This is a genomic window from Dyadobacter sp. BHUBP1 (assembly GCF_050587785.1).
Lineage (GTDB): Bacteria > Bacteroidota > Bacteroidia > Cytophagales > Spirosomataceae > Dyadobacter.
Window position 1 is genome coordinate 849,659 of sequence record NZ_JBOBIH010000003.1, and the last position, 11,837, is coordinate 861,495.

The window sequence follows — 11,837 nt, forward strand, 5'->3', positions numbered from 1 at the left end:
ATGATCAATATATTCATAGAGAACGATTTAGGAGAGCGCCAGGCGCTGGAAGTACCCACCGATATGGGCTTCAACCTGATGGAAATCCTCAAAGCATACGAATACGACATCCAGGCTACCTGCGGCGGAATGGCCCTCTGTGCAACCTGCCATATCGAAGTGCTGGAAGGCAAGGAAAAGTTGCCGGAATCCAATGACCAGGAGCTCGATACGCTGGATACATTGCCGAATGCCGACAGTAACAGCAGGCTTTCATGCCAGCTCCGGCCGTCCGACGAAATGGACGGGTTGGTGTTTCGCCTGAAAGCATTACAGGAAGCTTGAAATAAGGTTATTAGAATTTTGGAATAATAGTACATAAACCTCCGCTGAATGGCCAGCGGAGGTTTTTAGTTTTCAGGCCATTACTGCAATAAGGTTTAATGTAATGCCTGCAAGTTCTTTATTTCCAGTTAAATGTGCATTTGTTAATGCCTCGTCCGGTTTAATGGCTTTGGTAAAAAGCTTCCAGGCGGTATCGGCGTCGAGGGTAAGCGATGCTTCGGGTGCTTTTCCGGAACTTTCATCGATTATCCAGCCATTTTCTGTTTTAATCAAAAACCATTCAAACTGCTCGTCCAGCTCAATTCGGATGCGTATGGCCGTGCCCTTGGGCGCCTGCGTGTGCCTGTACGTGTACGGGAGCCCGCGCAGGAAGGTTTCGATGAGCGGACGAAACAGCCGGGGCGTCATAATGCCGGGTTTATTTACCGCATCGCGGATCTGTTGCTGGTGATGCCATTTCTCGGTGTATTCACGGGCAATGTGGAACCAGTTTTTGGAAACGGTTTCACCAGCCCAGGATACCGAAAAAATCGCATCGGCTTCCAGGTCCTGTTCTGCCATGATTTGTGAATATTGTTTGCCGGTACTTTCGAGCAATTCGGTAAGGAGGGCAGGGCTCATTCGTTTCGAGGCCTTTACCCAATCCGCATTCAACTGGTTCAGATAAGCTACCAGATCGTCATAGCTGTTGATTTCCCGGTCGGGCGCGGTGAAATGGCCGTCGCGGTACATGGAGATTACACGGATATTGCCGTCGAGCAAATGCGCGGCGACGTCGCGGACTTTCCACAGGCGGGCGACGGTCGGTTTCTCCCAATCTTCGGACTTGAGGGATTTAAGTAATGCAATAAGGTGTTCGTCGAGCTCGGCAAACAGGTGAACGGTGTGGATCATGGCGGCGGTGTGGACTTATTTGGCTTTAAATATCGATGAAAAAGGGATTTGTTGTGATGTTCAGAATGTGATTTGGTATTTTTGGGCCGGTTCAAAGTGCAGAAAAATGACTTATTGTTTAGGAATAAAAGTAAAAGAAGGCCTCGTTGCCCTGGCCGATACGCGGATCACCGCAGGTACCAATACCACTACTAAAAAGAAGATGTATGTCACCCAGCAGGACAACTATTCGATGTTCATTATGACCAGCGGGTTGAGGTCCGTACGCGACAAAGCGGTGCATTATTTTGAAGAGTTGATCAGCGAAGGCGTCGTTTACAACAAGCTGTACAAGGCTGTAAACGCATTTGGAGAGCAGATCAAACGGGTAGCCGAAGAAGATAAGGCCAGCCTGGAAAGGTCGGGCTTGAAATTTAACCTTAATACCATTGTGGGCGGCCAGCTGAAAGACGACAAGGAGCACAAGCTGTTTCTCCTTTATTCGGAAGGCAACTGGGTGGAGCTTGACGAAGGCTCGCCGTATGTAATCATCGGTAACTCCGGTCAGGGGAAGGCTATATTGAATCGCGTACTCAATGAAAATTCGACGATGAAACAGGCGCTGAAAGCGGGGTTTCTCTCATTCGACTCCACACGCGTGAGCAACAACGATGTCGATTTTCCAATCGATGTGGTATTGTACAAAAAGGATAGCTTCGCCATCGTCGAACACCGTTACGAACAGAAAGATATGGAAGAGATATCGAGAATCTGGGCCGAAAAGCTTAAACAGGCGCTGGACGACATCCCCGAAGAATGGATGGAGAAAACCTTCGAAAAACTGGAATAGCAAAGGGGACTAAAAGTCCCCTTCGCCGTTAACAAGGGCCAGCGGCCCGACACATCTCCATCCAGGGACTTCAGTCCCTGGGACAAGGGATGGCCTAAAGGCCATATTTGTCGATAAGGTACAGCATAGAAGCCATGGCAGCTGCTCCCAGCTCCAATTCACGCTTGCTGACAGCCTCAAACTTATCGTTGGCCGCATGGTGGTAGTCGAAATACCGCTGCGTATCGGGCATTAACCCCAATAGCACCGTACCCTGCTGCGCCAGCGGTCCGATATCCGCGCCGCCGCCGCCGGGTCCCAGTTCGTGAACCCCGTAAGCCGCAAATAGTTTTGTCCATCGCTGGATTTTGGCTTTTTGCTCTGGTGTACCTACAATCCCGAAGCCGCGGGGTGAAAACCCTCCGTGGTCGGATTCAATGGCAGCGATATGGATTTCTTTTCTGGATTTGACAGAATCGGCGTAAGTAACGCCTCCCTTCATCCCATTCTCCTCGTTCATGAACATAACCGCACGCAACGTGTTATTGGGCTGGTAGCCTAATGCTTTTAAAATGCGCACCGCCTCGATGGACTGCACGCAGCCGGAGCCGTCGTCATGCGCGCCCTGGGCAAAGTCCCACGAATCGAGGTGACCACCTACCGCAATGTATTTGTCGGGAGTGGTTTGCCCCTTTAATTCCCCGATCACATTGTGCGACGGCGCATCCGGAAGTGTTTCACAGCTTTGTTCGAAATAGAACTCTGTTTCTGGATTTGCTTTCAATGTTCTGGACAACAATTCGGCGCCGTTTGTACTGATGGCCGCCGCCGGGATCATCGGCGCGCCGCTCGCGTAGCGCATGCTGCCCGTGTGTGGAAAATCGTCGAGGCGCGTTGTCATGGAACGGGTAATGGAACCTATCGCACCCAGTTTGGCGGCTTCGCTCGCGCCCGCGGCGCGTTGCTCTACCGCACCTGCGTAGGCCTCGAAGGTATTGATTTTGGTAGCGTCCATCGGGCGATTGAAGAACACAATTTTACCCTTTACTTTCTCGGTGCCCAGGTCGCGAAGCTCCTGGAAGCTCTTCACCTCGATTACTTTGCCTTTGATACCACCTTTGGGAGTAGCGATCGAACCGCCCAGTGCCGCTATGGGAACCTCCGTTTTTTGTTTGCCAACAATGATCTGCGCTTTCTCCTTCGCTCCGCGCACCCAATGCGGAACCATCACATTTTGCAGGAACACATGATCGAAACGCTCGCCTTCCATCACCGATTTGGTATAAACGACAGCTTTGGCAGCACCTTCCGAGCCGCTCAGCCTCGGCCCGACCTGCTGGGTCAGGTGCCGGAGCCATTCGTAGGATTTGCCTTCCCCGAGTGCCGTGTTGTAAATTTTACGGATAAAGATAGAGTCGGCTTCGAAGTCGGTTTGGGCCGAAACGGGAAACGCTATCCCCGTAATGGAAAGGGATAGCGCTGTAAAGAATTTCTTCATTTGGTGACAGGAGTTTTGGAGTTGTTAGAGTTATAGGTTCAAAGTTTATGAGTTTAAAGTAAACATAATTAAACTTTGGACTCATAAACTCTGAACTCGTAGACTTTAAACTCTAAACTCATAAAACTTGAACTCCATTTAGCTCGGTTTCACATCTTTTCCCTGACGTTTGGCAATTGACAGCAATAATGCAGGCAAAAGGATCAGGTTGGTACACATCGCCACCAGCAAAGTGATCGACACCATGACACCCATCGCAGCCGTTCCGCCGAAGCTGGACGCCGCGAAAATCGAGAACCCGCAGAAAAGGATCACTGCCGTGTAGATCATACTCAAACCGGTCCCGAAAATAGACGCGGTCACCGCCTTCGACGGGGTAAGGCCTTTTTTGTACAGCTCTTCGCGGTAACGTGTCAGGAAGTAAACCGTTCCGTCCGACGCGATACCGAACGTAATGCTAAAAATCAGGATCGTCGTCGGTTTGAAATAAATATCGAAATAGCCCATGATACCGGCCGTCAACGCGAGCGGGATCAGGCAGGGGAGTTTGGATAGCAGGATAATAGGGATGGAGCGGAAAAGCGCCATGCCCACAATCGCGATCAGGACGATCGCAATGATGAGGCTCTCGTACAAATTGCTGAGCAGGTAATCGTTGCTTTTCAGGAACACCAGGCTGTGGCCGGTGAGGCCCACCTTGTATTGCTCTGGACTGAAAATCGAATCGACTTTCGGGCGGATGCGGGCCATCAGCTCCTTAATGCGCTCAGAACCAACATCGGCCATCTGAAAACTAACCCTGGTAACGCTTTTATCCTCGTTCAGGAATGAAGTCAGCTGCTTTGCTGCGCCTTGCTGGCTTTGCAGATAAGGGGCCATTTTATTCAGCTCCAATACGCCGGGCAGCGCGTAATATTTGGCATCGCCGCCGCGGTAGCCCTGGTAGAGGAATTTGGATGCCTCGACAATGGAAACCGGTTTCGAGAACTCGGGAAACTTCGCCATTTCGTTTTGCAAAGCCTTGATCTTGTACAAAGTCCTGGCCTGGTCCGCAAACACGCCGTTGGGTTGTTGGGTATTGATCATCACCTCGAAAGGCAATACGCCATTGAAGTTCTTCTCAAAAAAGCGGAGGTCGGTGTACACCACATCTTTTTTGGGTAAATCATCCACCACATAACCGATCGTTTGGATCTTGGTCATACCGAACGCCGAAACGACGATCAATACCACCATGGCAATGTAAATCTCTTTCCGGCGGTTGTGGACCAGGCTGTTAACCATCCTAAGGAACCCGAATGCCCATTTTCCTTCAAGGTGCTTCAAATGGCGGGGCTTGGGTGTACTCATGTAATGCAGGGTAATCGGCAGTAGCACCAGGCAAAGCACATAAGTGACCATCACGCTGATGGCTGCCACCACACCAAATTCCACAAGCAGAATACTATTGGTGAAATAAAACACACCGAAACCAATCGCCGTCGTCATATTCGCCAGGAAGGTCGATAATCCGATTTGCCGGATCATTTCGCGTAATGCCTCGTCCTTGTTGTTATGCGACACGAGCTCTGCCTGGTATTTATTGATCAGGAATACGCAGTTGGGGACCCCGATGACGATGAGTAGCGGCGGTATGAGGCCGGTGAGGGCGGTGATTTTGTAGTTAAATAAATGCAAAATTCCCACTGAGAATACCACGCCGATGAGCACTACTACAATGGAGAGCAAAGTAAGGCGGAACGAGCGGAAAAAAGCCCAGAGAATGAGCAGCGTGACGAATACCGCCAACCCCATGAAAAGCTCCATTTCACCGGAGATCTTTTTCATATTCACTGTCCTGATATAAGGCATCCCGGAATAATGCAGATCGGTATTGTATTTGGCGGCGAACGTTTCGGACATTTTTTCAATATCGTCGACGATCGTCAGACGGCGTTTCGAATTGAGCTCCTTATCGTTGAAGGTGATAACGATCAGCGTCGCGTTAGTTTTGCTGTTGAGTACCAACCCTTCATAGATAGGGAGGTTGGCAATCTCTTTTTTAATGCTGTCGGCCTCTGCCTGGGTGTTGGGAATATCGCGAATAACCGGGGAAAAATCGAAACGGGTGAGGCTGTCGTTGCGGGCGATTTTGTAAACATTGGCCAACGAAAGCACGTTCTTGATACCTTCCGTCTCCTTAATTTGCTGCGAGAGTTTGCACCAGTCGCGGAATTTGTTGATCTCGAAAAGCTGCGGGTCCTGCCAGCCGATCACCATCACACTACCGTCTTCGCCGAAAAGCTTGCGGAAGTCCTGGTATTCTTTCTCTACGGGGTCGTTGGAGGGCAGGATGCGTGCGAAATTGTAGGAGAGTTCAATTTTGCTGGCTTCATAGGCCATGAAGACCGTCGATACTAACACTAATGCAACCCACAAAAGCCGGTAGCGGATGATGTAAGTTGCTATTTTATTCCACATAATTAATTATTCAGTTCACAAAAAGTTGCAAATATAGCTACTACGAAGGGAAAAAGGGGCATTTTTGACGCTTCAAATGCCGGTCAATCTCTCAAGATGATGGTACTCAATGCCAAAGAACCGCTTGGCTTCCCGGATCTTTTCGAGCGCTGCCGCCTGCGATTTTTCCGTCCGGCTGCCCCTTGTTCCCACTATCAGGACGTTTTTAGGGGTATGGGCATCGGAAATAAATTCGAACACCTTCGTTTTGTACCCAAAATATTCCAGTACCAGCGCGCGGATACCGTCGGTTACCATTTCCGCCTGCCTTTCAAGGAAAATACCGTGCCGGGTCAGAAAACTGACGTCATTTTCAGTCTTATGTTTCTCGATCTGCCTGCGGATTTGCTTGTGACAGCAGGGGGCGACTACGATCAGATCGGATTCGGCCTGGATGCCTTTGAATATGGCGTCGTCGGTGGCTGTGTCGCAGGCATGCAGCGCGATGAGGATATTCGTGCCGGCAGCATCAAACTGGTCGATCGTACCTTCCCGGAATGACAGTCCTTCGAAACCGGCGTTTTGAGCGATCTGGTTGCATAATGTCACCAGATCCTCCCGGAATTCGATGCCGGTCACTTCCGGCGTGAGTTTCAGTACATTTTTAAGGTAGTCGTATAAGGCAAATGTGAGATAACCCTTCCCCGAGCCCATATCCGCCACCCTGACTGTATTTTCCGGGTCGATTTCCCTAATCAGGCTGCTCAGAATGTCGATATAATGATTGATCTGCCGGAATTTGTCCTGGGCATTATGGAACACATTACCCTGCTGATCGGTGATTTTGAGATCGAACAGGTAGCTTTTGCCGTTGGATGAAATGAGCCGGTTTTTGTTCTTGTCGTGGCTCAGAGAAGGCGCATCCCGGTTGGCGACGGCCTTTTTCTTCAAGGTAGCCTTGCCGCTGGGGTGCATTTCAAAAAGCACGTCCGAATCCGTCATTTGTAAAGTCGCCACGCGGAAATCGCTGCCGAGCCATTGCGCAAGCATCCCGATCACCTCTTCGTACGTGTGGTTTTTGGTAATGTCCCGTGTTTTGTGGCGGTAAGTAAGGCTTAACCGCGGCTCTTTCTTGATAAGGACTTTCTTGATGTAGATATTTTTCAGGCTTTCGTCGGCGCCGTGGTAGTTGCCGAGCGAGAGTTTGACGAACGAGCCGTTATAGAGACTATTTTTGCTCTCGGTAATGAATTCCTGAGCCTTTTCGGTAACATTCATGAGGGTGCTTCAATCTTTTCTATAAAATGTAACGAGCAAATGTGCCGTTACAGTCTCGTTGCGGGGGGAAATCACTTGATGATTACTTTGGGAATCTCGATTTCGACACGAATGCCGTTTTGGTCCTCGCTGTGAATCTGTATTTTACCGTGCAGACTTTCCACACGGCTTTTGATATTTCTCAAACCAACTCCCTGTCGGCTCGGTTCGATCATCCCGGTACCGTTATCGCTCACCACGAGGACAATCGTTTTGAGGTTTTCAGTCAGGTCAACTGTTGCCTCGGTGGCGCCGGAGTGTTTGATGATGTTGTTGGTCAATTCCAATACAATGCTGTAAAGCTCAAACTCGATCTTGTTGTTGAGCCGGTTGTTCATCCCTTTCTGGTTGAATGTAAATGCGATATTCTTGTTTTCGTTCAGTTTGCTGATAAGCCGTTGCAGGGCCATGATCAGTCCGTGTTCTTCGAGCTCAGCAGGCATCAGGTTGTGGGAAAGGCTCCTTACTTCCTTATAAGCGGCCCCGACCATCTGGTGTACGCTTTCGTAGATCTTTTGTTCTTCTGCGGAAAGTACTTTTTTATCAATTCCATACAAATACCAGTTCAGCGATGCCAATGTGCCACCCAGATGGTCGTGCAGTTCGGCTGCGACGCGCTTTCTTTCGATTGTCTGCCCTTCAATGAGTGCGGCCTGTATTTCAGCATTTTTCCTGCGGAGCTTTTTGTTATTGAACCAAAGGAAAATTGCAAACAGAATAACAAGGCAGGAGAAGCCGATCAGGAACCGCTGCACGGTGCGCTGCTCGCTGATGATTTTCTGCTGGATCTCGGAGTCCATCAGCTCGTTGTCGTACATCAGCTGGTACATCGTGTATTGGCGCTTGATCGTCTCGTCATGGATCATCCGGCGTGTATAGTTGACCGCCTGGCTGTAATTCAAGGCAACATCATACATCTCTTTTGCCTTGTAAGAGCGGGAAAGCGTTACGAGTGCCCAGTTGGTTTGCTGGGTGGAATGATAGATTTTAGAATAAGTCAATGCCCTGAGGCCGGCCTCAATGGACTTGTCGTATTTCTTCTGGTAATAATAGATATTGCTAAGGTCGTTCAGGCAGTTCAGCTCTCCGTATCGATTCTGGATTTTGCGGAACAGCGCAATACTTTGCAAGAAATACTTTTCGGCTACTGCATAATTGGCCGTGCGCACATTCATGTAACCAATGCTTTGCAGAACGGTAGCACGGCCCCAGTCTGAGTTCATTTTATCGAACATCTTATACGACTGGTTGTACAGCTTCATGGCCACATCGTACCTACTTTTCTCACGGTAGCAGTTACCCAGGTTCTCGATGCTCAACGCGAGCGAGCTATCGGCTTTCAGTTGGGTGAAAATCTGTATGGCATGCTCGTAGTTGATCCGGGAAGAGTCCCATTGGCGGTATTCGGAGTAGCTTTCACCCAGGAAACGTTTGCCATGAGCAGTGAACATCGGCATATTCAACTGTTTCGATAGGGTAATCGTTTCATTGGAAAGCTCCCGCAAAACGTCGTAGCTGCCATCCAGCAAATAATAGGTACTCAGCAGGTTGTAGGCAAGCAGCTTCCCTTTCGCCCATTGGTGTTTTTGAGAAAGGCGCAGTACATGTTTGGAATAGAACATTGACTTTTCCGCATCCTGAAACAAATACTCGGAAGCGAGCTTATGGTATTTGCGAATGAGGACAGTGTCTTCGGCAAAGCCTTCCTGTGGCTTGGATTCCACTACTTCGGTACTTCTTTTTGCGCCGTTGCCCTGTCCGGTGGAAGTGCATTGGCTAAAAGAGAGAATGCATCCTAACGAGAAGAGGAGAACTAGTTTGTAGAATTCATTCATATAGCACTGATCTCTTGATAGTTAGGTGCGTAGCGGGTTGTCGAAGGCTGGTTTAATAAGACGCGGGCCATTAGCCTTTACTTACAAAAATATTGTCTTTTATGTAATATCTGTAAGGAAGTTCGCGGCCGACATTAATGCCGATACGAGGGCCGGCTGTAATCGCCTGAGGAGCAGCGACTGGTGCGCGGAGGTACAATGCTTCGCCGGTGAGAAGGGTCGCATTATGTTTGTCACGCTCAATGCCCATGGCCTGCACCAGTTTGCCCGGGCCGCGGCAAAGTTCTTTAAGGGCTATCTTACCGGTCGGGGACATACCGGGTGTTTTTCCGGGCCGGATCAGCCTGCGCATTTCCATGAGTTCGATACCGGCCGTAGGCTGCAATGCACGGATCAGCACCGCTTCCCCGGTACCTTCGGCATTGCTGACAATATTGAAGCATTGGTACATGCCGTAAATCAGGTAGACATATACCGTGCCGGCGATGCCATACATCGGCTCAGTGCGTGGAGTACGCCGGTTGAATGCATGGCACGCAGGATCATCCTGCAAATAGGCCTCCGTTTCGACAATTATGCCGCTCGTAAGGCCGTCCGGGCTTTCATGCACCAGTTCGCAGCCCAACAATTTCTGCGCGAGAGTACGGGTATCATAATCGGAGAAGAAGGAAAGAGGAAGCTTCTCTCCGGGCATCAGATAATGTTCATCGTTTGCTCCTTAATTTTTTCAAGCTCGTCCTTCATCTGGACCACCAGGTGCTGGATCGTGGCGTCGTTGGCTTTCGAGCCGATGGTGTTGATTTCCCGGCCGATTTCCTGCGCTATGAAATTGAGCTTTTTACCGTTGCTTTCCGAAGCTTTCATCGTCTCAATGAAATAGGTAAGGTGGTTTGCCAGACGGATCTTCTCTTCCGAAATATCGAATTTCTCGACATAATAAATCAGTTCCTGCTCGAAACGGTTCGGGTCGAAGTTATCGTCGGTCAGCAAATCCCTCATCTGTTTTTCGATGCGTTCACGGACAGCCGGAATGCGGGTTTTGTCCTGTTCGGCCACCTGGTCGAGGAGATTCTGAATGGTAGCAATGTATTCAGCGAATTTGTCGGCGGTCATGCGGCCTTCCTGCTCGCGGAAAACAGAACATTTACGGAGCGCTTCCATCACGGCCACTTTGATCTGCGCCCAGTCGTCTTCTTTGCTGGTCTCGTCCACCGTTTCGTTGTTATATGCATTGGGCATTTGCAATGCAATGCGAAGCAGTTCTGTCGAATCCGGTGTAAAGCCCAGGTCGGTCGCTGTTTGCGACAGATCCTGGTAATAGGCGCTGACTAGCGCCCTGTTCACCGAAGTCGAAGCGACCGTCTTCCCCACTGGCTGGACAGTGAGCGTAAACTCCACTTTACCGCGTTCCAGCGACTGGGTAATGAGGTTACGGATTTCGATCTCCCTTTCGGAGTAATTGCGTGGTACGCGACAATAAATATCCAGGAATTTAGAGTTCAATGTCTTGATTTCCACCGTGACATTGATCGATTCGGATTCGATGTTGGATACACCGTATCCGGTCATTGATTTTAACATAAGAATGTGCGTTGGTTCCGGTTAAGGAACGGGTTAATTAAATCGCTGCTTGCCACCCGATTTCGCCGGATGTTGACTTTCAGATGGTTGCGGCTTCGAGATCAGTGCATTCTTTTCCATATCGGCATTGAAAATACGGAACCTGGATACGTCGCAGGCCAGGTACAGCGCTTGGAGTAACGAGCCGGGTTCTGCGATATTTTTGCCTGCAATATTGTAAGCTGTGCCGTGGTCGGGCGAGGTGCGCACGGCCGAAAGTCCGGCGGTGAAATTCACACCTTCGTTGAATGCCAGTGTTTTAAATGGGATCAGGCCCTGGTCGTGATACATCGCGAGCACGGCGTCGTACTGGCGGTAAGTACCGGCAGCGAAGAAGCCGTCAGCGGGGAAGGGCCCTACTACCAAATGGCCTTTTTCTTTAAACTGCTTGATCACCGGCTGGATGATTTCGATTTCCTCCGAGCCCAGCAAGCCATTCTCGCCGGCATGCGGATTAAGGCCGAGCACTGCCAGTTTAGGTTTTTTAATACCAAAATCCCCTTTCAGCGACTGTAAAATCTGCTCGATCTTGGCGGTGAGTTTTTCCGCCGTGATGTGTTCGCGAACGTTTTGCAAGGGGATATGGCCGGTGAGAACGCCTACGCGCAGGTCGCCTGCCACCATGAACATCAGCGCATCATCCTTGCCGAATGCCTGCGCGAGGAATTCGGTGTGGCCGGGGAATTTAAAATCTTCGTTCTGAATGTTGTCCTTATTGATAGGGCCGGTAACGAGGGCTTGTATTTTCCCTTCTTTCAGGTCTTCTACGGCGCGTTTTAATGAGGCAAAAGAACCCTGGCCGGCTTCTGCGGTAATTTTGCCGGGCTGTATTTCTGTCTGGTGGTCGTGCCAGCAAGTGATGACGTTCGTGAGTTTATGGTTGGCCTGCTCGGGTTTCTGGATACCGTGCAGATTCCAGTCTTTCATTTCAAGCAGGTTGCGGTACTGGTTCAATACTCTCAGGGAGCCGTAAATGATTGGTGTGCACAATTTTGATAACTGGTTCCCCTCTAATGCTTTAAGGATTACTTCCGGGCCAATGCCGTTATAATCGCCGATTGTGATCCCGATAACCGGTTTATCACTGTGTTGTTCGCTCATG

General features: G+C 49.9%; 10 protein-coding genes. 2 read left to right on the forward strand and 8 right to left on the reverse strand.

Features of this window, described 5'->3' with window-relative positions; genetic code table 11:
* Positions 1 to 324 carry a 2Fe-2S iron-sulfur cluster-binding protein gene (locus ACQ4MZ_RS15765; protein WP_430846063.1) on the forward strand — a complete coding sequence of 108 codons (324 nt, stop codon included), beginning with the start codon at positions 1 to 3 and terminating at the stop codon, positions 322 to 324.
* 72 nt (positions 325 to 396) lie between these two features.
* On the opposite strand, the gene ACQ4MZ_RS15770 is transcribed toward ACQ4MZ_RS15765, so the two are convergent.
* Positions 397 to 1,218, reverse strand: a complete 822-nt coding sequence (locus ACQ4MZ_RS15770) for a maleylpyruvate isomerase N-terminal domain-containing protein (RefSeq protein WP_430846065.1) — start codon at positions 1,216 to 1,218, stop codon at positions 397 to 399.
* A gap of 106 nt (positions 1,219 to 1,324) precedes the next feature.
* Here ACQ4MZ_RS15770 and ACQ4MZ_RS15775 point away from each other — a divergent pair, with 106 nt between their 5' ends.
* Complete coding sequence (locus ACQ4MZ_RS15775; protein WP_430846067.1) at positions 1,325 to 2,047, forward strand: peptidase; 723 nt, start codon at positions 1,325 to 1,327, stop codon at positions 2,045 to 2,047.
* 94 nt (positions 2,048 to 2,141) lie between these two features.
* On the opposite strand, the gene ACQ4MZ_RS15780 is transcribed toward ACQ4MZ_RS15775, so the two are convergent.
* The 7 genes from ACQ4MZ_RS15780 to pdxA form a co-directional block, all read right to left on the reverse strand.
* Positions 2,142 to 3,524 carry a M20/M25/M40 family metallo-hydrolase gene (locus ACQ4MZ_RS15780; RefSeq protein WP_430846069.1) on the reverse strand — a complete coding sequence of 461 codons (1,383 nt, stop codon included), beginning with the start codon at positions 3,522 to 3,524 and terminating at the stop codon, positions 2,142 to 2,144.
* Between the two features lie 138 nt (positions 3,525 to 3,662).
* On the reverse strand, positions 3,663 to 5,984 hold the full coding sequence (locus ACQ4MZ_RS15785; RefSeq protein ID WP_430846071.1) for an efflux RND transporter permease subunit: 2,322 nt from the start codon (positions 5,982 to 5,984) through the stop codon (positions 3,663 to 3,665).
* A 72-nt stretch (positions 5,985 to 6,056) separates the two neighbouring features.
* Positions 6,057 to 7,241, reverse strand: a complete 1,185-nt coding sequence (locus ACQ4MZ_RS15790; protein ID WP_430846073.1) for a class I SAM-dependent methyltransferase — start codon at positions 7,239 to 7,241, stop codon at positions 6,057 to 6,059.
* Positions 7,242 to 7,312: 71 nt separating this feature from the next.
* Entirely contained in the window at positions 7,313 to 9,115 is a 1,803-nt protein-coding gene (locus ACQ4MZ_RS15795) for a tetratricopeptide repeat-containing sensor histidine kinase (RefSeq protein ID WP_430846075.1), read from the reverse strand.
* A gap of 70 nt (positions 9,116 to 9,185) precedes the next feature.
* Positions 9,186 to 9,809, reverse strand: a complete 624-nt coding sequence (locus ACQ4MZ_RS15800) for a DNA-3-methyladenine glycosylase (protein ID WP_430846077.1) — start codon at positions 9,807 to 9,809, stop codon at positions 9,186 to 9,188.
* Positions 9,809 to 10,696 (reverse strand): YicC/YloC family endoribonuclease, encoded by an 888-nt coding sequence (locus ACQ4MZ_RS15805; RefSeq protein ID WP_430846079.1) that lies wholly within the window; start codon positions 10,694 to 10,696, stop codon positions 9,809 to 9,811. The genes ACQ4MZ_RS15800 and ACQ4MZ_RS15805 overlap by 1 nt, the downstream gene beginning before the upstream one ends.
* A gap of 33 nt (positions 10,697 to 10,729) precedes the next feature.
* Positions 10,730 to 11,836 carry a 4-hydroxythreonine-4-phosphate dehydrogenase PdxA gene (gene pdxA, locus ACQ4MZ_RS15810; RefSeq protein ID WP_430846081.1) on the reverse strand — a complete coding sequence of 369 codons (1,107 nt, stop codon included), beginning with the start codon at positions 11,834 to 11,836 and terminating at the stop codon, positions 10,730 to 10,732.
* Position 11,837 lies beyond the last annotated feature (1 nt).

Excerpts from the sequence above, each read along its gene's own strand:
- ACQ4MZ_RS15795 (WP_430846075.1), bottom strand. The coding sequence starts at position 9,115 with ATGAATGAATTCTACAAACTAGTTCTCCTCTTCTCGTTAGGATGCATT.
- ACQ4MZ_RS15805 (WP_430846079.1), bottom strand. The coding sequence starts at position 10,696 with ATGTTAAAATCAATGACCGGATACGGTGTATCCAACATCGAATCCGAA.
- pdxA (WP_430846081.1), bottom strand. The coding sequence starts at position 11,836 with ATGAGCGAACAACACAGTGATAAACCGGTTATCGGGATCACAATCGGC.
- ACQ4MZ_RS15790 (WP_430846073.1), bottom strand. The coding sequence starts at position 7,241 with ATGAATGTTACCGAAAAGGCTCAGGAATTCATTACCGAGAGCAAAAAT.
- ACQ4MZ_RS15785 (WP_430846071.1), bottom strand. The coding sequence starts at position 5,984 with ATGTGGAATAAAATAGCAACTTACATCATCCGCTACCGGCTTTTGTGG.
- ACQ4MZ_RS15775 (WP_430846067.1), top strand. The coding sequence starts at position 1,325 with ATGACTTATTGTTTAGGAATAAAAGTAAAAGAAGGCCTCGTTGCCCTG.
- ACQ4MZ_RS15765 (WP_430846063.1), top strand. The coding sequence starts at position 1 with ATGATCAATATATTCATAGAGAACGATTTAGGAGAGCGCCAGGCGCTG.
- ACQ4MZ_RS15800 (WP_430846077.1), bottom strand. The coding sequence starts at position 9,809 with ATGCCCGGAGAGAAGCTTCCTCTTTCCTTCTTCTCCGATTATGATACC.
- ACQ4MZ_RS15770 (WP_430846065.1), bottom strand. The coding sequence starts at position 1,218 with ATGATCCACACCGTTCACCTGTTTGCCGAGCTCGACGAACACCTTATT.
- ACQ4MZ_RS15780 (WP_430846069.1), bottom strand. The coding sequence starts at position 3,524 with ATGAAGAAATTCTTTACAGCGCTATCCCTTTCCATTACGGGGATAGCG.